Origin of the sequence: Flavobacterium caeni (assembly GCF_900101895.1) — a bacterium.
GTDB classification, from domain to species: Bacteria; Bacteroidota; Bacteroidia; order Flavobacteriales; family Flavobacteriaceae; genus Flavobacterium; species Flavobacterium caeni.
In genome coordinates this window covers 1-23445 of the sequence record NZ_FMVF01000022.1, presented here as the reverse complement: position 1 = coordinate 23445, position 23445 = coordinate 1, and the positions used below count along the sequence as shown (strand labels likewise).

24 protein-coding genes and 1 pseudogene are annotated in these 23445 nt (G+C 50.5%); 19 read left to right on the top strand and 6 right to left on the bottom strand.

Annotated elements, in window-relative coordinates:
- The 13 genes and pseudogenes from BLP55_RS15270 to BLP55_RS15215 all read left to right on the top strand — a co-directional run.
- Positions 1–264, top strand: a pseudogene (locus BLP55_RS15270) (IS3 family transposase); the annotation flags it as partial.
- Position 265: 1 nt separating this feature from the next.
- The gene (locus BLP55_RS15265) at positions 266–565 is read left to right on the top strand and encodes a hypothetical protein (RefSeq protein WP_091146701.1); all 300 of its coding nucleotides are present in this window, start codon (positions 266–268) and stop codon (positions 563–565) included.
- A 32-nt stretch (positions 566–597) separates the two neighbouring features.
- Positions 598–738 carry a hypothetical protein gene (locus BLP55_RS17065; protein WP_170826886.1) on the top strand — a complete coding sequence of 47 codons (141 nt, stop codon included), beginning with the start codon at positions 598–600 and terminating at the stop codon, positions 736–738.
- 316 nt (positions 739–1054) lie between these two features.
- Positions 1055–2884, top strand: a complete 1830-nt coding sequence (locus BLP55_RS15260) for a mechanosensitive ion channel family protein (RefSeq protein WP_091146697.1) — start codon at positions 1055–1057, stop codon at positions 2882–2884.
- A 246-nt stretch (positions 2885–3130) separates the two neighbouring features.
- Complete coding sequence (locus tag BLP55_RS15255; protein ID WP_091146694.1) at positions 3131–3898, top strand: hypothetical protein; 768 nt, start codon at positions 3131–3133, stop codon at positions 3896–3898.
- 86 nt (positions 3899–3984) lie between these two features.
- A complete protein-coding gene (udk, locus tag BLP55_RS15250) occupies positions 3985–4593 on the top strand; it encodes a uridine kinase (RefSeq protein ID WP_091146690.1) in 609 nt (202 codons plus the stop codon).
- 159 nt (positions 4594–4752) lie between these two features.
- A complete protein-coding gene (locus tag BLP55_RS15245; RefSeq protein WP_091146687.1) occupies positions 4753–5073 on the top strand; it encodes an FtsB family cell division protein in 321 nt (106 codons plus the stop codon).
- Between the two features lie 54 nt (positions 5074–5127).
- A complete protein-coding gene (locus tag BLP55_RS15240) occupies positions 5128–6504 on the top strand; it encodes a methylmalonyl-CoA mutase subunit beta (RefSeq protein ID WP_091146685.1) in 1377 nt (458 codons plus the stop codon).
- On the top strand, positions 6501–6866 hold the full coding sequence (locus tag BLP55_RS15235) for an energy transducer TonB (RefSeq protein WP_091146683.1): 366 nt from the start codon (positions 6501–6503) through the stop codon (positions 6864–6866). The genes BLP55_RS15240 and BLP55_RS15235 overlap by 4 nt, the downstream gene beginning before the upstream one ends.
- Positions 6867–6870: 4 nt before the next feature.
- Positions 6871–8997: a methylmalonyl-CoA mutase gene (gene scpA / locus BLP55_RS15230; RefSeq protein ID WP_091146679.1), complete on the top strand. Its 2127-nt coding sequence runs from the start codon at positions 6871–6873 to the stop codon at positions 8995–8997.
- Between the two features lie 2 nt (positions 8998–8999).
- Positions 9000–10130 (top strand): methionine aminotransferase, encoded by a 1131-nt coding sequence (locus tag BLP55_RS15225; protein ID WP_091146708.1) that lies wholly within the window; start codon positions 9000–9002, stop codon positions 10128–10130.
- A gap of 35 nt (positions 10131–10165) precedes the next feature.
- The gene (locus tag BLP55_RS15220; RefSeq protein WP_091146675.1) at positions 10166–10852 is read left to right on the top strand and encodes a DUF4919 domain-containing protein; all 687 of its coding nucleotides are present in this window, start codon (positions 10166–10168) and stop codon (positions 10850–10852) included.
- An 18-nt stretch (positions 10853–10870) separates the two neighbouring features.
- Complete coding sequence (locus tag BLP55_RS15215) at positions 10871–11749, top strand: SDR family oxidoreductase (protein ID WP_091146672.1); 879 nt, start codon at positions 10871–10873, stop codon at positions 11747–11749.
- Here BLP55_RS15215 and BLP55_RS15210 read toward each other — a convergent pair.
- Positions 11730–12107 carry a hypothetical protein gene (locus BLP55_RS15210; protein ID WP_091146667.1) on the bottom strand — a complete coding sequence of 126 codons (378 nt, stop codon included), beginning with the start codon at positions 12105–12107 and terminating at the stop codon, positions 11730–11732. The two genes, BLP55_RS15215 and BLP55_RS15210, sit on opposite strands and share 20 nt — an antisense overlap.
- Before the next feature lie 60 nt (positions 12108–12167).
- Between BLP55_RS15210 and BLP55_RS15205 the strand changes: the two genes are divergently transcribed.
- Genes BLP55_RS15205 through BLP55_RS15180 form a run of 6 tightly spaced genes read left to right on the top strand, consistent with a single transcriptional unit; the run spans position 12168 to position 17355 of the window.
- Positions 12168–12935, top strand: a complete 768-nt coding sequence (locus tag BLP55_RS15205) for a ParA family protein (protein WP_091146663.1) — start codon at positions 12168–12170, stop codon at positions 12933–12935.
- A complete protein-coding gene (locus BLP55_RS15200) occupies positions 12932–13831 on the top strand; it encodes a ParB/RepB/Spo0J family partition protein (RefSeq protein WP_091146659.1) in 900 nt (299 codons plus the stop codon). The genes BLP55_RS15205 and BLP55_RS15200 overlap by 4 nt, the downstream gene beginning before the upstream one ends.
- Complete coding sequence (locus tag BLP55_RS15195) at positions 13831–14394, top strand: DUF5683 domain-containing protein (protein WP_170826885.1); 564 nt, start codon at positions 13831–13833, stop codon at positions 14392–14394. Before BLP55_RS15200 ends, BLP55_RS15195 begins: the two co-directional genes overlap by 1 nt.
- Positions 14395–15105: a 4-hydroxy-tetrahydrodipicolinate reductase gene (gene dapB, locus BLP55_RS15190; RefSeq protein ID WP_091146656.1), complete on the top strand. Its 711-nt coding sequence runs from the start codon at positions 14395–14397 to the stop codon at positions 15103–15105.
- 51 nt (positions 15106–15156) lie between these two features.
- Entirely contained in the window at positions 15157–16704 is a 1548-nt protein-coding gene (gene lepB, locus BLP55_RS15185) for a signal peptidase I (RefSeq protein ID WP_091146652.1), read from the top strand.
- A 39-nt stretch (positions 16705–16743) separates the two neighbouring features.
- Positions 16744–17355 carry a WbqC family protein gene (locus BLP55_RS15180; RefSeq protein WP_091146649.1) on the top strand — a complete coding sequence of 204 codons (612 nt, stop codon included), beginning with the start codon at positions 16744–16746 and terminating at the stop codon, positions 17353–17355.
- On the opposite strand, the gene BLP55_RS15175 is transcribed toward BLP55_RS15180, so the two are convergent.
- The 5 genes from BLP55_RS15175 to ribH all read right to left on the bottom strand — a co-directional run bounded on the left by BLP55_RS15175 (position 17352) and on the right by ribH (position 23161).
- On the bottom strand, positions 17352–18398 hold the full coding sequence (locus BLP55_RS15175) for an endonuclease/exonuclease/phosphatase family protein (RefSeq protein ID WP_091146645.1): 1047 nt from the start codon (positions 18396–18398) through the stop codon (positions 17352–17354). The genes BLP55_RS15180 and BLP55_RS15175 overlap by 4 nt on opposite strands.
- A gap of 209 nt (positions 18399–18607) precedes the next feature.
- A complete protein-coding gene (locus BLP55_RS15170; RefSeq protein ID WP_091146641.1) occupies positions 18608–19468 on the bottom strand; it encodes a rhomboid family intramembrane serine protease in 861 nt (286 codons plus the stop codon).
- Positions 19469–19544: 76 nt separating this feature from the next.
- Positions 19545–20303, bottom strand: a complete 759-nt coding sequence (locus BLP55_RS15165) for a rhomboid family intramembrane serine protease (protein WP_091146638.1) — start codon at positions 20301–20303, stop codon at positions 19545–19547.
- Positions 20300–22177 carry a DNA mismatch repair endonuclease MutL gene (gene mutL, locus BLP55_RS15160; RefSeq protein WP_091146635.1) on the bottom strand — a complete coding sequence of 626 codons (1878 nt, stop codon included), beginning with the start codon at positions 22175–22177 and terminating at the stop codon, positions 20300–20302. The genes BLP55_RS15165 and mutL overlap by 4 nt, the downstream gene beginning before the upstream one ends.
- A gap of 489 nt (positions 22178–22666) precedes the next feature.
- On the bottom strand, positions 22667–23161 hold the full coding sequence (gene ribH / locus BLP55_RS15150) for a 6,7-dimethyl-8-ribityllumazine synthase (protein WP_091146625.1): 495 nt from the start codon (positions 23159–23161) through the stop codon (positions 22667–22669).
- Between the last annotated feature and the right edge of the window lie 284 nt (positions 23162–23445).

The following is a 23445-nucleotide window of genomic DNA, read 5'->3' as shown; positions in this document are numbered from 1 at the left end:
ACAGTACCAAAGACTGCTGAAGCAAAATGGCATCACACAAAGCATGTCCCGAAAAGGAAACTGCCTGATAATGCCGTAATCGAAAACTTCTTCGGGATACTTAAATGTGAACTCTATTACATCAATAAGTTCAGGTCAATAGACCATTTAAGGCATGAGATAAAAGAGTACATCAATTATTATAACAATGACAGGATTAAACTGAATTTAAATGGAATGAGCCCGACACAATATCGGGTTCATCATTATCAATGTAATTATTAACTTGTCTAAACTTTTGGGGGGGCAGTTCACTTTGTTGCAAAAATCTTGTTGTGAAATATTTGCAACAGAAATTTCACAACGACTTTCTGAAAACCTCGCTTTAGAAAACTATTTCCGTCGTGAAAATATCCAAAAGAACCCAGTAACGGCAACACTTTGCGAAACGTTGCAAGTTGCAAGGATTGGCTTTGCACTGTGCTTTGTAGAAAATCAAGAAGTAATTCTGCTTCTTTTCAAGAATTTACCCGAATTTGCGACGAGCGTGAAAGCAATTTACAAGGGCTTTGTCTGGATGAACTGAATGTCGCTTTTGGGCACGCAACCGCGTGAGGGATGGCAGTGAAAATCCTTTTGCCGGGCCCCGAACGATTGGGGCCGGCAAAAGATTGCAACGTACAGCCCGACGGCGAAAGCACGCTCGTGGTGTTCATTGACGACCTTCATGAGCCGGCACGCCCCAAAAAAATAAGTTGAAAAAATAGTCGAGCTTTACCTTATGTGCTTCCCACGGTGGCCTGCTTACGATATTCTAAAAACACTTCTGTTTGTATCCGAAAACCAAGCACAATGGCATTGGTTGTGCTGGCTTTTATGGCACCGCCTTTGGTGATTCGGCTTCTTTTCATGTCCGGAAATCAAAAACAGCAACGCAAACAAAATACAGGTAGACAGGCTGGAAATTGTCGGCTACCGCGACAACACATTATTTTTCAAAACCTTTTTGCCGGCACAAGTTCGCGTCATTGACAAAAAAACAGTATATTCGGTAACCAAACAAAACCGATAGGTCATGTTCAAGAATACCGTTTGTCTTGTCTTTGCGTTGCTGTGTTTTTTTCTCGATGCAGCCACTTTTGCCCAAAACAAAGAAATCAAAAGCCCATCCGATTCCACTAACGCGGTATTGCTGTCCGATTACAAAAAAGCGTTCGACCAGGCCGAAAGGCAGCGCATGGCCGACTCGATCAAAAAATCGGTATTGCAAGAGCAGCTCGCCTCAAAAAAAGATGCGCAGGCCAAGGAAGCGCTGGTTGCCCAGATTGATTTGCTCGAGCGGCAGGAAAAGGAAGCCCGTCGTTTGCAAAAAAAAAACATCGATTCGCTGCGGTTCACGGCAAAAAAACACCCCGTTTTGGGTTTCTTCAACGATACGTTGTTTGTAATCTACAACCGGCTGGGGAGCTTTTCGGCCGCCGACCGCGCCCAGGCGATCAGCAAGCGCATCGCAGCATTGGGGGACGATTTTTCCTTTAAAAGCGATTCGCTGGCCATTGCCGATGTCGAATCGGTCACCGAACTGAGTTACGGCGAGACCATACTGGTGAGCATCACCGAAGACGATGCCCTGTGGAACGACACGACAAGACCGCAATTGGCGGCACATTACAAAAAGAAAATCGCCGCCGCAGTTGCCGAATACCGATCGGAAACCAGCGTGACCGAACTGCTTAAGGAAATCGGGATGGCATTGGCGCTGTTGACGTTGCTGTTCGCGATCATCTTTTACATGCAAAAGCTCTTTCGATGGACCGAAAAGAAAATCGTACAGCAAAAAGGCCAATCGATCAAATCGCTGACGGTATCGAACTACACCGTGCTCGACGCACACCGGCTCACGCGTTTCTTTTTGTTTTGCAATACGATCTTAAAGTGGATCCTGATCCTGGTACTCATTTACATTTCGTTGCCGATCCTGTTCGCCATTTTCCCCTGGACCAGCGGGCTGGCCGACAAATTGCTGTCGTACTTCCTGAATCCGATCAAGAACATAGGCCGAGGCCTGTTGGGCTACCTCCCCAAACTGATCACGATTGTCGTCATCGTGACGGTATTCCACTACATCATCAAGCTGTTCCGCTACTTCAAGAACGAGATCAAGTCGGGCGCGTTAAAAATCAATGGGTTTTATCCCGATTGGGCCGACCCTTCGTTCCAGATCATCCGCGTATTGCTGTATGCTTTTATGTTTACGGTAATCTTCCCTTATCTGCCGGGAAGCGACAGCCCGGTTTTCAGGGGTGTATCGGTATTTTTGGGCGTATTGTTTACGTTCGGCTCGTCGGGTTCGCTGAGCAACCTGATGTCGGGACTGGTGTTGACCTATATGCGCGCCTTTAAGATTGGCGACCGCGTCAAGATTGGCGACATCACCGGCGATGTGATCGAAAAAACGCTTTTGGTGACGCGCATCAGGACGATCAAAAACGAAATCATTTCGGTCCCGAACTCGAACGTGATGGGCAGCCATACGATCAACTACAGCAGCGATGCGCCCGAAAAAGGGCTCATTTTACACACGACGGTCACCATCGGTTACGACGTCCCGTGGAAAAACATGTACGACGCCCTTATCGCGGCCGCGTTGCGCACCGAACACATCCTGAGCGAGCCCAAACCGTTTGTGTTGCAAACCGGACTCGAGGATTTTTATGTATCCTATCAGTTGAATGCCTTTACACGTGAACCGGGCAAACAGGCGACCATTTATTCCGAATTGCACCAAAACATACAGGACTGCTGTAACGAGGCCGGGATCGAGATCATGTCGCCGCATTATCGTTCGGGTCGCGACGGCAGTACCACCACCATTCCCGAGTCGTATTGGAAGGACAAACCCTGACCATCACACTTATACTGAAACCACGAGAATGACAGTATAAATTTTATTTGCCGGCCTAAAACAACGCCAATCCGCTCAATATCAGTTGTTTTTATTGGTATTTTCGATGTTCGCGCTTTGAGAATTATCATCGAAAAGTACGCTTAAAAAAAACTCGTTCAACTGCACCAAAAATCGGTCATTGGACTACCTGCTTTTTGCTCAAAAAAAAAATACCGCGTATATTGGAAAACCAAAAATAAACCAATGAAATTAGTATTGATTCTATGCGCGGCGCTGGTTTTCGGTTGCCAGCATGCCGAAAACCGAACCCATAAGGACCGGTTGGTGGTGCCTCAATTGAGCAAACGTTACAAAAAGGAACACCACTTGTTTTTGAACTATTATTTTGGGATGTCGGTCGAGGAATACGAAAAAGCCACGCGCCAGAATTTCATGTCCAAGCACATCTTTCTTTCGGGCGAACGCGAAGCCTGCGATTTGAACCAGTACGGCCACCACCACACCCAGGAAGACATCGATGCCATCGGTCGGAACTCGCTGGTGTATTATGAATTCGATACGGGCAAGCTCGAGTTCGAGGCCATCGTCAAGCCGGTGTTCAAATACAACCGGTTGATCGGCATCGAGTTGCAAACGCTCAACTGCTTTAATTTTGGCGGACACCAGCACGAATTTTACCGCAACAAAGTCAACGAGACGCGTTTGGTGTTGGTCGATATGCACCGCCAGCAGTTCGGTCAATTCAAGCTTACGCGCAAGCGCCACACGGCAAACGAACTGGCCGTGGCAGAGAATGCGGGCGTAAACCTCTCGCAATTCGACACCGACAAATACACGTTCAAGCAAGACCACAAAGTGGTGACCATCGAGCAAAAATGCTGTGATTTCAAACCGCTCGTCATTTATACGCACCGCGCCGCCCACGACCTGCAGCACAATTATTCGGCCGAGGCCGAGCGCGCGTTCGAACGCGAACTGTACCACTACTATTCGGTCGAAAGCCAAATTTAAAGCACAAGGTCGATATTTTGAAGCGGCTTGGTGGTAAATCTGCGGCAGAGTAATATCTTTGCGGCATAACTGCAAAACCTCATCAAATGCTCATCATTGGCATCGCCGGCGGTACCGGTAGCGGGAAGACAACCGTCGTACATCAAATCATGAACGAATTGCCGCAAACCGAAGTCGGCATCATCTCGCAGGACCACTACTACCGGCAAACCGACCATCTGTCGTATGACGAACGCGCGCTGATCAACTTTGACCACCCGCGTGCCATCGATTTTGAATTGCTCGTCCATCATTTAAAGGAACTCAAGGCCGGCAACGTGGTAGACCAACCCGTGTATTCGTTTGTGACGCACAACCGTACCGAGGACACCGTGGCCACGCATCCGCGCAAGGTCATGATCGTAGAAGGCATCTTGATTTTGGCCAACCCTGAATTGCGCGATTTGTTCGACGTCAAGATTTTTGTGCACGCCGATTCAGACGAGCGCCTGATTCGCCGCCTCAAACGCGACATCGCCGAGCGCGGACGCGACATGGAAGAAGTTTTGGCGCGCTACCAAAACACGCTCAAACCCATGCACCAGCAGTTCATCGAGCCCACCAAGGCCTTTGCCGACATCATCATCCCGAACGACAAATACAACACCGTGGCGATCGATGTGGTGCGCGCGGTAATTAACCAGCGGATTTCGTAAATTTTTATTATTTTTAGGAGCTGTTTCCGGCTTTTCGTTGCAATCTTTTTTGTTGCGTTTTATTTCGACCATCGGGAGAAATCTCATGGCAACAAAAAAGGATTTCCACTGCAATCCGGGCTAGGGCACTCCAATAAAAATAAACAATAACAATAAATAATGTCTTTCCGAGAAAAACCCTGGTTCAAATTCCTCTCCAACAAATACGTTTGGGTGCTGTTGTTCTTTTGCGTCTGGATGTTGTTCCTGGACAACTATTCTTATTTTGACCACCGCGTGCTCAATCAGCAAATCGACGAACTCGAAGACAACAAGAAGTACTACCAGGACGAGATCCGTCGGGACAAGCAATCGATCAAGATGCTCAAGGATTCAGACTATGTCGAAAAATATGCGCGCGAGAAATACTATATGAAAAAGGACAGCGAAGACGTGTATATTGTAGAGTTTGAGGGCGACACTGTTAAAAAACACAAGTAAGGGAAAATTCCAAATCCCAAATCCCAAATCCCAAATTCCAAATTCCAAATTCCAATGGCCGACCAATTGTTTTCTGATTTCGAACCCGTTTCGTCCAAGCAATGGAAACAGCAAATCCAGTTTGAGCTCAAGGGCGCCGATTACAACGATACGCTCGTTTGGGAATCGCCCGAAGGCATTAAGGTCAAGCCGTTTTACCATTCGGATGAAGTTTCCGAAAAATTGGCCGTTGCCACGCACGCGACAAAATTCAAGATCGGCCAAGACATTTTTGTACACGATCTCGACAAATCGATCTGGCGCGCCAAGGACAGCATTGCCCGCGGTGCCGAGAGCATCCGTTTTACCATCGCCGACGAAAAAACCGATGTAGAGAAATTGCTGAACAGCCTTGCGCTGGACGTGGTTTCGGTCCACTTTCATTTGGCGTTTCTCTCAATCGATTTCGTCAAGAAGATAGACCGCATCGCGACCGAAAAAAACGCAACCGTTTTCTGCCATCTTGACCCTATCGGCCATTTGACCGAAGACGGCAACTGGTTCAAGACGGCTGAAAAAGACAATTTCGAAACGCTCAAACAAATCGCCAAACAAACCCAATCGGTTTCGTTCTTAAGCATCAACGCGCGTCTATACCAAAATGGGGGCGCCAACATCGTGCAGCAAATCGCCTATGCGCTTTCGCACGCCAACGAATACTTGAACCGCGTAGACACCGCGAACCGTCCGGTGGTTTTTGACGTGGCCGTGGGGACGAATTACTTTTTCGAGATCGCCAAGTTGCGCGCGCTCAGGATACTGTTTAAAATCATCGCAAGCGAGTACAATCACAATCAGGATTGCCACATCATCGCCACGCCCACGCGTCGCAACAAAACCATATACGACTACAATGTCAACATGCTGCGCACCACCACCGAATGCATGAGCGCGGTGTTGGGTGGCGCCGACACGGTGTGCAACTTGCCGTATGACGCGCTGTACCATAAGAGCAACGAATTCGGCGAACGCATTTCACGCAACCAATTGCTCGTGCTCAAAAGCGAAAGTTATTTCGACAAGGTAGACAACCCGGCCGACGGCAGCTATTACATCGAAACGCTCACGCAACAAATCGCCGAAAAAGCGCTCGAATTGTTCAAGGAAATTGAAGCCAATGGTGGATTCCTCGTGAAACTCGGCGAAGGCAACATCCAAAAGAAAATCGCCGAAAGCGCCGAGAAAGAACAACAGTTGTTTGATTTGGGCAACGAAGTCCTGCTTGGCACGAACAAATACCCGAACAAAAACGACCGCATGGCGCATGATCTGGAATTGTACCCGTTTGTAAAGAACAAGCCACGCAAGACTTTGATCACGCCCATCATCCCGAAACGTCTGGCCGAAAAGATCGAACAAGAACGACTCGAACACGAAAAAAACCAACCATGAAAAAAATCGCCTTACTCTTGCTGGTGCTCACCGCCACTTTTGCGACCGCACAAACCGGTGCCGACAACCGAATATTCTCGAACAAAGAGATCGATGTTTTGCCCGTACCCGAAAACGGCGTGACGCTGGCCGATCATTTCAAGAAAAATTTTAAGCCGAAGGAAAAACCCGCCGAGCCGATCAAAGTGTCGTTTGTTATTGAAAAAGGCGGCGTGCTACGCGATATCAAGGTCTTTGGCGAATTACCCGACGCCACCAAGAAAGAAGCGGTCCGCGTGATCAAACTGTTGCCCAAATGGAAGCCCGGCAGCAAGGGCGGGAAAACCGTCCGTGTGTTGTATACCGCCACACTCAATCCCTGATTAGATGCGCAAAGATTTAAGTCATATCACCTTAAAAAATACCGAATCGAATCGGGCGGCGGGCGGCGAAGATTTTGTCACCGCCGAGGGTATTGCGGTCCATTCCGCCTATTCTGAAAGCGACATCGAAAACGTCGAACACCTCGATTTCGGCGCCGGTTTTGCACCCAACCTGCGCGGGCCGTATGCGACCATGTACGTACGCCGTCCGTGGACGATCCGCCAATACGCGGGATTTTCGACAGCAGAAGAAAGCAACGCATTCTACCGAAGAAATCTCGCCGCAGGTCAAAAAGGATTGTCGGTCGCGTTCGATTTGGCGACGCACCGCGGTTATGATTCCGATCACGAACGCGTCGTTGGCGATGTCGGCAAGGCAGGCGTAGCGATCGATTCGGTCGAGGACATGAAGGTTTTGTTCGACCAGATTCCGCTCGACGAAATGTCGGTTTCGATGACGATGAATGGCGCGGTGCTTCCGATCATGGCGTTTTACATCGTCGCGGCCGAAGAGCAAGGCGTTCAACCCGAACAACTCTCGGGCACAATCCAAAACGACATCCTCAAAGAATTCATGGTGCGCAACACCTATATTTATCCACCAGCGCCTTCGATGAAAATCATCGCCGATATCTTTGAATTCACGAGCAAGAAAATGCCCAAATTCAACTCGATTTCAATTTCGGGCTACCACATGCAGGAAGCCGGCGCCACCGCCGATATTGAGCTCGCATACACCTTGGCCGACGGATTGGAGTACATCCGCACTGGACTGGCCGCGGGAATGAACATTGACGAATTTGCACCAAGATTGTCCTTCTTTTGGGCCATCGGCATGAACCATTTTATGGAAATTGCCAAAATGCGCGCCGGACGGATGATCTGGGCCAAATTGCTCAAACAGTTCCATCCGAAAGACGACAAATCGCTCGCGCTGCGTACGCACTGCCAGACCTCTGGTTGGAGTTTGACCGAGCAGGATCCGTTCAACAATGTCGCGCGCACCTGTATCGAGGCCGCCGCCGCAGCGTTTGGCGGAACGCAGTCTTTGCATACGAACGCACTTGACGAAGCCATCGCCTTGCCGACTGATTTTTCGGCACGCATCGCACGCAATACACAAATCTTTTTGCAGGAAGAAACCAAAATCACCAAAACGGTCGATCCGTGGGCAGGCTCCTATTATGTTGAAAGCCTGACCCACGAAATCGCACAAAGCGCCTGGAAACTGATTGAGGAAGTCGAGGAATTGGGCGGCATGACCAAGGCCATCGAAGCCGGAATTCCTAAATTGCGTATCGAAGAAGCCGCCGCGCGCAAGCAAGCCCGTATCGACAGCGGACAGGACATCATTGTGGGCGTCAACAAATACAGGTTGGAAAAAGAAGATCCGCTCCACATCCTGGACGTCGACAACCAGATGGTACGCAAACAACAGGTCGAAAGACTCGAAAAAATAAAAGCGACAAGGGACAACGACAAAGTAAAACAATGTCTCGAAAAATTGGTCGATTGCGCGAAATCGGGCAACGGCAATTTATTGGAATTGGCCGTCGATGCCGCCAGAAATCGCACCACGTTGGGCGAAATCAGCGATGCACTCGAATCGGTTTTTGGCAGGTATAAAGCACAAATCAAATCATTCAGCGGCGTGTACAGCAAGGAAATCAAAAACGACGAAAGTTTCGAAAAGGCCAAACAAATGGCCGATGAATTTGCAGTAAAAGAAGGTCGTCGACCGCGCATCATGATCGCCAAGATGGGCCAGGACGGGCACGACCGCGGCGCCAAAGTGGTGGCCACGGGGTATGCCGATGTCGGGTTCGACGTAGACATTGGTCCGTTGTTCCAAACCCCGGCCGAAGCGGCCAAGCAAGCCGTCGAGAACGATGTGCACATTCTGGGCGTGTCGTCGCTCGCGGCAGGCCACAAAACGCTGGTCCCGCAGGTGATCGAAGAGCTCAAGAAGTACGGTCGCGAAGACATCATGGTGATTGTAGGCGGTGTCATTCCCGCGCAGGACTACCAGTATTTGTTTGATGCGGGCGCCGTAGCGGTTTTTGGCCCGGGCACCAAGATCAGCGAAGCGGCCATCAAGATCCTCGACATTTTACTGCAAAGCCTGGATTGATCGTGGGGTCTAAACTTCCGCATATCGGCACGAGCATCTTTACACAGATGACACAACTGGCCAACCAGCATGGCGCGATCAACCTGTCGCAGGGATTCCCGAATTTCGCGATCGACCAGCGGCTGTCGGACATCGTCGCCAAAAAAGTGTACGAGAACGTGCACCAGTACCAGCCTGCATCGGGAAATCCTATGCTGTTGCAAAAAATTGCGGCGCTTTTGCAAACATCCTACAGAAGGGATGTAAACCCTGGAACCGAATTGCTGGTCACGGCCGGTGCCACACAGGGTATTTTTACGGCCATCCAAGCGTTGGTATCGCATGGCGAAGAAGTCGTCTTGCTCGACCCGTGCTACGATTCCTACGAAACCCCAATCTTGCTGGCTGGCGGCAAACCCGTACACGTTCGTATGCGCCCCGATTATTCGCCCGACTGGCCGGCCATTAACAATGCAGTTAGTTCGGCCACGCGCCTGATTGTCATCAACACGCCGCACAATCCGTCGGGAAGGGTTTGGACCGAAAGCGATTTTGTGGCCTTGGAACAACTGCTCGACCAACACCCGAACCTGCTCGTGCTTTCGGACGAAGTCTATGAATACATCGCATTCGAACAGCCGCATGTATCGGTGCACCATCGGGCCAAACTGCGCGACCGCAGCCTGTCGGTGTCGTCCTTTGGCAAGTCGTTTCACATCACAGGCTGGAAAGTCGGCTATATGGTGGCGCCCGAGCCGATCATGGCCGAAATCAAAAAAGTACACCAATTCCTTGTGTTCAGTGTCAACAGCGTGGCGCAATCCGCGTTGGCTGTCTATCTGGATGTAGTTGATGTGGGAGCGTTGCGCGCGTTTTATCGCCAAAAGCGCGACGATTTTGCCGCTATGCTCTCGGCCACCAATTTGAAACTACTGCCGTGCGAGGGCACTTATTTTCAACTGGCTTCGTTTGGCCATTTGTCGCAAGAAAGCGATGTCGATTTTGCGCAACGGCTGGTTGTGGAATATGGTGTGGCCGCCATTCCTGTATCGCGTTTCCATACCGACGGGACAGACCAGCGGCACATCCGTTTTTGTTTTGCAAAAGATAATGAAACGTTAATGGCTGCCGCCGAACGCCTCAAAAAACTTTAATTGGCTATCTTTGGCTGCGACCCAATTTTAAAAAGATGAAAAATACTTGGCTGGTGGCCGTTTTGCTCGTTTCGACGGGTCTTTTCGCGCAAACCACATTCAACTATAAGACCGATCACGAGAAGATGCTCGCGCGTACGAAGGACGCGAAAGACGCGCTTTTTTACGACACCCAACTGCAACGATTCAAGGCCCACGATACGAAACAAACCGATACCGAGGTGCTGTCGATGCTGGTGGCCTATGCCAAGAATCCCGAATTCAATCCGTTGAAGGATTCCTTTCGCGAATCGATTGTGCAGGAACTCATGACCGACCAAAAGTATGAAGACGCGCTGGGCATGGCCAACAAATTGCTCAAGGGCAGCCCGTTTGACATCAAAGGCATTTACCACAAGGCCACCATATTGCGCAAGCTCGAACAAAACGACAGCGCCAAGGCCTACGACAAACAATGGCAAAAAATCCTCAAGGCGATGTTCCTGAGCGGCAACGGCACGTCGATGGCCAATCCGACTTTCTCGTTAGGACCCGACGACGGGTCGGTGTTCATAGGTCTGTTCATAGGCGCCGAAGTGACCGGTCGCAAAACCGAGAAAAACCCCGAAGGCCAAACCGTAGCGGTCTACGAAGCATTGCTCGAGAAAAAAAGAAAGCTTACGTTGTACTTTTTGATCGATGACGCCCAAAAAAGATGGGACGAAGAATCGAAGAAAAAATAACCCTCAAACACCAACCCGATGGATTTCAAGGCAAAAATGTTGCGCGACGATGCGCTCGCAGGCAAAACGATTGTGGTAACCGGCGGCGGAAGCGGGCTCGGCAAAGCAATGACACGTTATTTTCTCGAATTGGGTGCACAGGTGGCCATCACCTCGCGCGATTTGGAGAAACTCAAAACCACGGCCAGCGAACTAGAAGCCGAAACGGGCGGGAAATGCCTGCCGTTGCAGTGCGATGTGCGCCACTACGACCAGGTTGAGCAGATGTTGCAAGACGTTTTAAAGGCTTTCGGCAAAGTCGATGTGTTGCTCAACAACGCCGCGGGCAACTTCATCTCGCCTACCGAAAGGCTGTCGGCCAATGCGTTTGATACCATCATCGACATTGTGCTCAAGGGCTCGAAAAACTGTACGCTTGCGTTTGGCAAGCATTGGATCGATACCAAACAACAAAATACAACCATACTCAACATTGTGACCACTTATGCCTGGACGGGATCGGCTTATGTGGTGCCGAGCGCCACGGCCAAGGCTGGTGTTTTGGCGATGACGCGCAGTTTGGCGGTCGAATGGGCCAAGTACGGGATCCGCTCGAACGCGATCGCCCCGGGACCATTCCCAACCAAGGGCGCGTGGGACCGTTTACTGCCCGGTGATTTGAAGGACAAATTTGATTTGGCCAAGAAGGTACCGTTGCAACGCGTGGGCGACCACCAGGAACTCGCGAATCTCGCGGCCTACCTGGTTTCGGACTTTTCGGCGTATGTCAATGGCGAAGTCATCACGATAGACGGCGGCGAATGGCTCAAAGGCGCGGGCCAGTTCAACCTGCTCGAAGCGATCCCGGAACAAATGTGGGATATGCTCGAGGCGATGATCAAGGCGAAGAAGGGTTAATTCCCGAATTTGGAAATTTGAAAATTTGGAAATGCCAACCGAAACGTGAAAGATAACGTTTGGAATTTGGACCCGAGGCGCAGCCGAACTGAACGACGCGCAGCGAGTTAATTTGGAATTTGGAATTTGGAATTTGGGATTTGGAATTTGGGATTTGGGATTTGACTCTTGCAATGTAGTGGTCCCTCCGCGTTAGGGATGGCAGCAAGGTGCCGCGCACCGCGAACAGCCCGGCCGCGCCGATTTGCACGAACAAACCACCCGTATTTGATCGCGGCAACGCCCCAATGAAAAAGCGCACAAAAGCCTGACTTTTAACAGGTTTGTTAATCATTTCCAAATTTCCAAATTTCCACATTTTCAAATTCTTTTATCCCGTAAATAATTGTATTTTTACCGCTCAAATTCTAAGCGATACATGGGCAAAATCATTGCGATTGCAAACCAAAAAGGCGGCGTCGGCAAGACGACCACATCGGTCAACCTGGCGGCCTCGTTAGGCGTATTGGAAAAAAAGGTGTTGTTGATTGATGCCGATCCGCAGGCCAACGCGAGTTCGGGGCTAGGGATCGACGTCGAATCGGTCGAGATCGGGACGTACCAAATCCTCGAGCACAGCAACACACCGTCCGAAGCCATCACCAAAACCTCGTCGCCCAACGTAGACGTGATTGCGGCGCACATCGATTTGGTGGCCATCGAGATCGAACTCGTAGACAAGGACAACCGCGAATACATGCTCAAGCAGGCGCTGGCCGAGGTCAAGGAACAATACGATTATATTTTGATCGATTGCGCGCCGTCGCTCGGATTGCTGACACTCAACGCGCTCACGGCAGCCGATTCGGTCGTGATTCCGATCCAATGCGAATATTTTGCGCTCGAAGGCTTGGGCAAATTGCTCAACACGATCAAGAGCGTACAAAAGATACACAACCCGAACCTGGACATCGAAGGCCTGCTGCTCACGATGTACGATTCGCGTTTGCGTTTGTCGAACCAAGTGGTCGAGGAAGTCCAGAAACACTTTCACGACATGGTGTTCGAGACCATCATCCAGCGCAACGTCAAGCTCAGTGAAGCGCCGAGTTTTGGCGAGAGCATCATCAATTATGACGCAACGAGCAAGGGCGCGACGAATTACCTGCACCTTGCCCAGGAAATAATCAAGAAGAACAGTCAATGACAAAAGTGGTGAAAAAACAGGCCTTGGGCCGCGGATTATCGGCCTTGCTCAAAGATCCGGAGAACAACATCCAATCGGTTTCGGACAAAAACGCCGACAAAGTGGTGGGCAACATCATCGAACTCGAGATCGAGTCGATCGAGATCAACCCGTTCCAGCCGCGATCGAACTTTAACGAAGAAGCGTTGCAGGAACTGGCCACGTCGATCCGCGAATTGGGTGTGATCCAGCCGATTACCGTACGCAAACTCGATTTCAACAAATACCAGCTTATTTCGGGGGAACGCCGTTTGCGCGCCTCGAAAATCGTAGGACTGACGACGGTTCCGGCCTACATCAGGATCGCGAACGACCAGGAATCGCTCGAGATGGCCTTGGTCGAAAACATCCAGCGCCACGACCTCGACCCGATCGAGATTGCGTTGTCGTACCAGCGACTCATCGACGAGATCAACCTCACGCAGGAGCAGATGAGCGAACGCGTGGGCAAGAAACGCTCGACGATTGCGAATTATTTGCGATTGCTCAAACTCGATCCGATCATCCAGACGGGCATACGCGACGGTTTTATTTCTATGGGACACGGTCGCGCGATCATCAACATCGAAGACCATGACGCGCAGTCGGATATTTACCACAAAATCATCAGCCGCAATTTGTCGGTACGCGAAACCGAAGCGCTCGTCAAGGGTTACCAGGACAGCCTCAAGCCATCGGCAAAAAAGGCGGCCAAGGGTACTTCGTTCAAAATCGACGACGAGCAAAAAAAGACCATCGCGTCTTATTTTGGCGCCAAGGTAGACGTCAAGATGGCGGGCAACGGCAAAGGGAAAATCACGATCCCGTTCCATTCCGAAGAAGATTTCAACCGCATCATCAAACTGATCCAGGGTTAGTGAACAAGCTGTCTGTCATATTTTTGTTCGTATTGTTGTTTGCGGGCCACAACGCCAGCGCACAGGGCGGCGAGATGACGATTGTACAGGATTCTACGCAAACCAAGATCAACGAGGACATCGATCCGTTGTCGCCGGCCAAGGCCGCATTCTATTCGGCGCTGTTCCCGGGCATGGGGCAGGCCTACAACAAAAAATACTGGAAAATGCCGCTGGTGTATGCCGCCATCGGGACGAGCACGTATTTTTACATCTGGAACCAGAAGAACTACAACGAATACCGCGATGCCTACAAGCGTCGTTTGGCGGGTTACTCCGACGATAAATTCAGTTTCTTGAGCGACGACCGACTGCTTACCGGGCAGCGTTTCTATCAAAAGAACCGCGATTTGTCGGCGTTGGTGACCGCGGCGTTCTATATTTTGAATATTGTCGACGCCAATGTGGATGCGCACTTGCAGCAGTTCAACGTGAGCGACAATTTGTCGTTCGAGCCTGCGGTGTTCCCGGGCGACATCCACAACCAGCAAAACATCGGATTCACTTTAAATTATCGTTTTTAGATGAAAATTGCGTTATTGGGATACGGAAAAATGGGACAGGTGATCGAGCGTATCGCCCTCGAGCGTGGGCATGAAATCGTGCTGCGCAAGAAAAGTACCGATTCGTTCGAAGGCCTCGAAAAAGCCGATGTGGCGATTGATTTCTCCATTCCCGATGCGGCCGTGGGCAACATCTCGACCTGCCTTGACCAAGGCGTTCCGGTGGTTTCGGGCACCACGGGTTGGCTCGAGCACTATCCTAAAATGGCGGCGTTGTGCGAAGAAAAACAAGGTGCGTTCATTTACGGATCGAACTTTAGTTTGGGCGTGAATTTGTTTTTTGCGCTCAACGTGCAACTCGCCAAAATGATGGCCAAATTTCCCGAATACAAAGCGTCGATGGAAGAAATCCACCACACGCAAAAACTCGATGCGCCCAGCGGCACTGCCATTTCGCTGGCCAAGGACATCATCGAACACTCCGATTATTCGAGTTGGGCATTGCCGGGTGCAACGCCGGCCAAGAATGACGAACTGCTGATCGACGCCCAACGTATCGAAAATGTACCGGGTACGCACTCGGTGTTTTACGATTCTGCAGTCGACTCGATCGAGATCAAACACACGGCACACAGCCGCGAAGGATTTGCGCTCGGGGCCGTCATCGCCGCCGAATGGCTGCACGGCAAGTCGGGCATCTTTACCATGAAAGACGTATTAAATTTATCCTAAGATTGTAACACTGCGGCTGGGCTGGGCTCTTACCGCTAAAAACATAAACGTATGACAGTTATTCAGTGGTTTATTTTCTTCCTGATCGTCCAGGTCGTGCATTTTGCGGGAACCTGGAAAATGTATGAGGCCGCGGGCCGCAAACGTTGGGAAGCGTTGGTACCGATTTACAACGCCATCGTACTGATGAAAATCATCAACCGCCCGACGTGGTGGACCATTTTGTTGTTCATCCCCGTGGTCAACCTGTTGATGTTCCCGGTAGTTTGGGTTGAAACGTTGCGCAGCTTTGGGAAGAACACCACCAAGGACACGTTGCTGGTGTTGTTTACCCTCGGGTTTTACATCTACTATGTCAATTACACGCAGCCGTTACAGCACATCCCAGACAGAAGCCTCGCGCCCAAGTCGAAGGTAGGCGATACGGTGTCGTCTTTGTTGTTTGCCGTGATCGTCGCGACCATCGTGCACGGTTATGTGATGCAACCGTTCCAGATCCCGACCTCGTCGCTCGAGAAAACGTTGCTCGTGGGAGACTACTTGTTTGTGAGCAAATTCCACTACGGGGCGCGTCCGCCGATGACGGCCGTGGCGTTTCCTATGGTGCACGATACGATTCCGCTGGTCAACAAAAAATCGTACAGCAAATGGCCGCAATACCCGTACTTCAGGTTTCCGGCCTTGCAAAAAATCGAACGCAACGACATTGTGGTGTTCAACTGGCCCGTCGATACGGTGTACAAGTTTTTCGACCGTACCTCTGGCCTGCGTGCCGAGAAACCGCTCGACAAAAAATCGAACTACGTCAAGCGCTGCGTGGGAATCCCGGGCGACAATCTTGAAGTGAAGGACGGCTATGTATACATCGATGGCAAAAAACTCGTGCTGCCCGACCGCGCCAAACCGCAATACCGCTACCATGTGACCTACGACGGCAAGACACCAATCAATTTCGAACAGGTGTTGCGCAATTTGGACGTTACCGATGGGGCGGGATTCATCAACAACAGCCGCGATACACTTGCCATTGCCGCACTTACCGAAGCCAGGGCCGCACAATTGGCCAAGGTGCCGGGCATCACATCGGTCACAAGGTATGTCATCAAAGGGGCCGACCCAAGCGTGTTCCCGCAAAACAACGCGGGTTGGAACGCCGACAATATGGGGCCGATCCACATCCCGAAAGCAGGCGAAACGGTGCCGCTTAATGCGCAAACGTTGCCGTTCTACAAAATGATTATATCAGACTACGAGCACAACGACCTCAAGGTGGCGGGCAACGAGATCCGTATCAATGGAAAAGTCGCCAACTCGTATACGTTCCAGCAGGACTATTATTGGATGATGGGCGACAACCGCCACAATTCTGAAGACAGTCGTTTTTGGGGATTTGTCCCTGCAGACCACGTGGTGGGCAAGCCGGTGTTCATTTGGCTCAGCCGCGATCTGGTGAACGGCGGTATTCGTTGGGACAGGATGTTTACCACTGTGGGCGGCGACGGCGAACCCGTTTCGTACTTTAAGTTTTTCCTGATTGCGCTCGCGGCTTACTTTGGGATTACGTATTTTATGGGTAAACGCAAGGACGCTAAGAGTTAATTCCGATAAACGGTTACCCGATTAAACGATTAAACGAAAATGGACATCCTACTCTACCCGACCTATTTCCCATCGATCAGCCACTTTGTTGCCATGGCGCAGGCCGGTTCGGTGACGCTCGAAGTCGAAGACCATTTCCAGAAGCAAACCAACCGCAACCGAACGTACATTTACAGCCCGAACGGCGTACAGTTGCTCAACATCCCGATCAAACACACCAAGGACGCGCACCAGAAAACCAAGGACGTGCAGTTGGAAACGGCGTTCGATTGGCAAAAACAACATTTCAAGTCGCTCGAGGCGGCTTATCGTTCGTCGCCTTTCTTTGAGTATTTTGAGGATGAATTTGCGCCCATCTTTACCAAAAAGCATCGGTTTTTGATGGATTTGAACCTCGAAACGATGCAACTCGTATCGAAATGTCTGGGTATGGATTTTACCTTTGAAAAGACGGTAGAATATTTCCACGACGTCCCGCAATACCAGGATCTTCGCTACCTGGCGCGCGGCAAGAAAGACGGCGCGCAGTTCGAGCCGTACACGCAAGTCTTTGGCGACAAGCACGGGTTCCTGAACAACTTAAGCGTGTTGGACTTGTTGTTCAACGAAGGACGGTTTGCGCTCGACTACCTCAAAAACCAAAAGCTTTAATCGATCGAAAGCCGCGTCATGATGGGGTAATGGTCTGAATTCTCGAACTCGGGAAAATCCTCGAAGGCCTTGACGGTCATCGTAGGATCGGCAAAAATATAATCGATACGCGCCGGATAATACCTGAACTTATAGGTACGCCCGAATCCGCGGCCCGCTTCCTCAAACGCATCCTGCAAGGTACCGCGGATGCTGCGGTACACATACGAAAAAGCGCTGTTGTTCATGTCGCCGCAAATGATCACCGGATACTTGGAGGTCTTTTTGTGCTCGGCCACGATCTCGGCCTGCTGTTGTTGTTTCCTGAACGCACGGCTGATGCGACGCGCCACGGCCAGCGACTTTTGTTGATTGACACCGTCGATGTTCTCGGACATTTCGTTCACGTCGGGTGAAATCTTGATCGACTGCAAGTGCATGTTGTAGACCCGGATGATGTCCTTGCCCTTCTTGATATCGGCAAAAACCACAGCATTGTTCGAGCCGGGCAAATCGAGATGGCCTTCGTCGATGATCGGGAACTTCGAAAAAATCGCCTGCCCGCTCTTGATCTGGTCGCCTTGCATGTAAATGTACCGGTGTTGGTAGATCTTGAGGTCGATGTCGGCCGAATTGGAATACTCCTGGATGCATAGAATGTCGGGATTCTTTTCGTTGATGAACGTTAAGATGTTTTGGGGGACGTCTTCGTCCTGCACCCATTTGAACAGGTTGAACAGTCGTACGTTGTAGCTCATCACGACAAAATCCTTTTCCTCGGTCGGCAAATCGGTATGCGAGAATTTGTAGAACTTGTTGATGAACGTAATGCCCAACAGCAACATCACCGCCGACAACATCACCTGTTTTTTGAACTGTAACAGCCAATACACAAAATAGAGCCCGTTGAGGATCAAAAACAGCGGCAACACCAACGTGAGCACCGACAGAATCGGGAAAAACTTGGGCGCCAAAAACGGCAAGACATAAGCCAAGAACGTCAACACCGCGAGAATGATGTTGAAGAAATACATTGTCTTATTGAACCACGAAAGCTTTTTCATCCGAATCTTAATCGGGCTAATTTAACAATAGTTCTTGGTTGTCGAACCGGTGGGCGCGAATTTTCGACCAGCAACGAAGATTATCGGTAAACGCGACGTCATCTGTCTATTGCCTTTGCGCTCCGCGCTCCGTTCGTCATTGGTCTTACGACTTTTGACTTTTATTACGCTGCGCTCCATACAGCTCGGCTGCGCCTCGGGTCGACTTTTTACTCCTTGCCTGCCTTGAACAAAAATTCCTTCTCGGCCGCGGTCAAACTGTCGTAACCCGATTTCGAGATTTTGTCGAGGATGTCGTCTATTTGTTGCTGCGTCTTGTCTTTTGTAACAATCTTGGACGACGTTTTACCCGCTTGCCGCACGGGATTGCGGTGCACTTTCTTGAACGGCGTTTTCTTTTGGCCGCCCAGGTTGGCCAATCCGTCGAAGATAAAACTGACAGCTTTGCTCAAATCGATGCCTTGTAGCAGCAATTTTACATAGACGAATCCGAACAGCGCCCCGGCCAAATGCGCGATGTGGCCGCCCGTATTTTCGGCCATCAGGTACAGCAAATCGAGCAGGACGACCACACCCGTAAAATGCCACAGCTTGACATAGCCAATCAAGAGCAGGCGGATGGTCATTTGCGGCGCATAGGTGGTGGTCGCGAACAAGATCGCCATGATGGCGCCCGATGCCCCGATGACGGCCCCGTCACGCGCCATGAGCGCATAAACCGTCATGAAAACGAGCCCGGCAAAAATACCGCCCAGCAAATAAGTCCCGAGCAATTGCCTTTGTGTAAAATAGGTCAAGAATATGCGCCCCGTAAAATTGAGCACGATCATGTTGAACAACAAATGGAAAAAGCCGTTGTGCAGGAATTGGTAGGTCAAAAGCGTCCACGGATGCGTGAGTACATACCGGCCGTTTGACGACAATACGAGCCAATCGGGAAAGTCGAATTTCATCGTCCGGAAATCGAGACAAACCAACGACAACAAAAAAACACCCACGTTCCAATAGATCAGCTTCTGCTCGAAACCGCCCATCTTGTAATGTACTTTCAATTCATCCCAAACCTTCATAGTCTTTTTTGAAATTATGTCCCGTACCTTGTTGCAGTTTTCGATTCCGGCACGTGGGCAATCTTAAGGATGCGTCTCAGTTCCAACGGTTGCCGTTGAATTGGTTTTTCTTCCAATACCACATCATCAGAAAGCCAACCAATGCACCACCGACATGTGCAAAATGGGCTATTCCCGTTCCCCCGGCGCCAAAAATCGACTGCCCTTTGAATCCAAGGAACAGATCGATCCCGATAATTGCGGGAACAAAATACTTGGCCTTGATCGGAATTGGGATGAACAGCAACGCCAACTCGGCATTTGGAAACATAAACGCGAAAGCCACGAGCAAGCCGTAGATTGCACCCGAGGCACCCACCATCGGGCCGTTCAACGCGCCATAAGCATCGCGTAGGACATTCATATCGACGGCATCGAGCGATTTCTGCGTGCTTCCGCCTTGTAACAATGCCATGCTTTCTGTCATATCGAATCCATGGGCCGCAAGCAAGTCCAGTCCTTGTTGTATCGTAAAATAATTGAACAATAGTTGGAGTGCAGCAGCACCCAAACCGCAAGAGATATAGAAAAACAAAAACTTCTTTCCGCCCCAAAAATGCTCAAGTGCGCTACCGAACGAATAGAGCGCGAACATATTGAACAAAATGTGCGTGATATTCGGAAATGCCGCATGCATGAACATGTGCGTCAGCGGCTGCCAAGGCTGGAAGTTTGGACTTTCGAAATAAAACAACGACAACATCCGATAGGCCTCTGCGCCCACGATTTGCGAGCCGATATAAACCAATATGTTGATGATCAGCAACTGCTTGACCGTAGGGGTAATCTGCATCATAGTGCGAATTTTTTATCTAAATCTTCCACACGCAACGTGATGAAAGTGGGTTTCTGGAAAGGTGATACATTGGGTTCTTTGCACGCGAACAGTCCGTTGACCAGGTTTTCCTGCTCTTTTTCGGTCAGGTACGTCCCGGTTTTGACGGCCAGGCTTTTGGCCATCGACTTGGCGATCGAATCGTTTTGGCTGAAACTGCTTTCGGGAACACCGTCCTGCAAATCGCCGAGCAGTTGTTCGAGCACAATCGACACTTCGCTTTCGGCCACGTTCACGGGCAATCCCGAAATCACGACACGGTCGGCGTGCATCGCCTCGAACACAAAACCGGTGTTCACCAGCGCGTCCTTGAGTTCGGCAACCAACGACAATTCGTTGGGCGAAAAATACAGCTCGAGCGGAAACAACAACTGCTGGCTCGCGGCCTGTTGCACCGTCATGTTGGTCAGGAATTGCTCGTACAGTACACGTTGGTGCGCGCGCTGTTGGTCTACGATGACCATCCCCGATTTAATGGGATTGACGATGTATTTCTTGTGTATCTGGTAGGTTTTGCTGGCCGCGGGTTCGGCTTCGTGCTCTTCGAACAACGATGTGGTGACCGCTTCGCTTTCGAACTGGAATCCCGCCGACGGAAATTCGGGCAACTCCTCACCCACGATCGTCTCGGTGTCTTGCTTTAAACCCACATACAGACTCTCCCAACTGGCCGCCGGCTCGGCTTTCCTATAACCCGAACCCGCATAGGATTTGGCCGGTTTTTCATCGGCGAACGGATTGAAATTGCCATCGATTTGGATGGTAGGCACCGTGGCTTCGGCGTCTTTGTATTGGTACGGCGTGTCGAGGTTGGGGTCGCGTTCGAAATCGAGCACGGGCGCCACGTTGAACTGGCCCAGGCTGTGTTTGACCGCCGAGCGCAAAATGGCGTACAACGAATGTTCGTCGTCGAATTTGATCTCGGTCTTGGTGGGGTGGATGTTGATGTCGATCGTATGCGGCGGCACCTGCAGGAACAGAAAGTAGCCGGGCTGGCTGCCGTCTTTCAAAAGCCCTTCGTAGGCCGCCATGATCGCATGGTGCAGATAGCCGTTCTTGATGAACCGGTCGTTGACAAAAAAGAACTGCTCGCCGCGGTTTTTTTTGGCGAATTCGGGTTTGGTCACAAAGCCAGCGATCGAAACGATTTCGGTTTCTTCCTTGACGGGCACGAGTTTTTCGTTGGTCTTGCCGCCAAAAAGATTGACGATGCGCTGCCGGAAATTACTCGGCGGTAAATTGAACAACTCCTCGCCGTTGTGGTAGTACGTAAAATGGATTTGCGGATGCGCGAGTGCGACGCGCTGGAATTCATCGATGATGTGGCGGTGTTCGACCACATCCGACTTGAGGAAATTGCGACGTGCCGGGATGTTGAAAAACAAATTCTTGATCGCGAACGATGTGCCCTGTGGCAACACGGCCACTTCCTGTGACACAAACTTGCTGCCCTCGATCACCAGATGTGTACCGAGCTCTTGTTGGTCCTGACGCGTTTTCATCTCGACATGCGCGATGGCCGCAATAGAGGCCAATGCCTCGCCGCGAAACCCCTTGGTGTGCAAGTCGAATAAATCTTCGGCCTGACGGATCTTGGAGGTGGCGTGGCGTTCGAAACACAAACGCGCATCTTGCTCGCCCATGCCCATGCCGTTGTCGATGACCTGCACCAAGGTTTTGCCCGCCTCTTTGATGATGAGCTTGATGTCGGTGGCTTTGGCGTCTACGGCATTCTCGAGCAATTCCTTGACCACCGAAGCCGGCCGTTGCACGACTTCGCCCGCGGCAATTTGGTTGGCGACGTGATCGGGAAGTTTCTGGATGATGCTCGACATTCGGGTTGGGTTTGGAACCCTCAAAAATAGCAATTATTGTGTTAGCGCGGGCGGGGAAAATGTTGAAAAAATGATAAAATTTTTGGAGTGGCTGACGCCGGGGAAATTCCAAATTCCATCCCGAAGTCTCGGGGCCAAATTTCAAATTTCAACGGCCGATGTCCGCGTTAGATTTGAAATTAAAAGGAGGAAGCCCAGTGGGCTTCAGGTATAAAAACATGAAGAATGCATACTCATCCTTGCGCAGCAATAACACGAACTCAAATATTGCCGATGTCTGCGTTAGGGATAGCAGTGGAAATCCTTTTGTGGAGTTTACGAAGCAAAAGATTGCAACGGATAGCCCGGCCGCGCGCAGTTTCACGTAAAAACGCAGGATTCTGTTGCGCGGCAACGCCCTGAAAAAACTCCAAATCCCAAGCACCAAACTCCAATACTTACCGACAACTCGTCGCGTACCATTGGAATTTGGTGCTTGGGATTCAGAATTTACTTCTTGGAATTTGCGCGCAGCGCCGCCATTTTAATCGCCGCAACCGCCGCCTCGGTGCCTTTGTTGCCGTGCTTGCCGCCGCTGCGGTCGAGGGATTGCTGCTCGTTGTTGTCGGTGAGCAGGCAAAAGATGACCGGGACATCGCTTTGTACATTGAGGTCTTTGATGCCTTGGGTGACGCCCTCGCAGACGAATTCGAAGTGCATGGTCTCGCCCTTGATCACGCAGCCGATGGTGATGACGCAATCGACGTTTTGGGTTTCGAGCATTTTCTTGGCGCCGTAAATGAGCTCGAAACTGCCGGGCACGTCCCATCGGATGATGTTTTCGGGCAGTGCGCCGCAGTCGAGTAGCGCCGCTTGCGCTCCGGCGTACAAGCCATTGGTGATGTGGTCGTTCCACTCGGAAACGACAATCCCGAAACGGAAATCTTTGGCGTTGGGGAGCTTGGTTTTATCGTAGTTGGAGAGGTTTTTATTTGCGGTGGCCATTGGTTATTTTGAATGATGAATTTTAAATTTTGAAGCGGAGCGCATGGCAGCCATTTATCTATCGGGTGTGGCTTAAGAGGTTCGCGATTCGGTCTTAAAATTAAGTTTTAAAGTTTAACAAAAAGTACAGATTTTCTGCAATCAAATGTCGGATTTATTTTCTTGGGACAAGCCCTATTCCCCTGCCCTAATGGTCAGAAAATACAAAAATTTTCGATACCGGCACTACAGAAAAAACATACATTTTACCGCCAATCCTAAAACGCGATCGACTTTCAAACCAT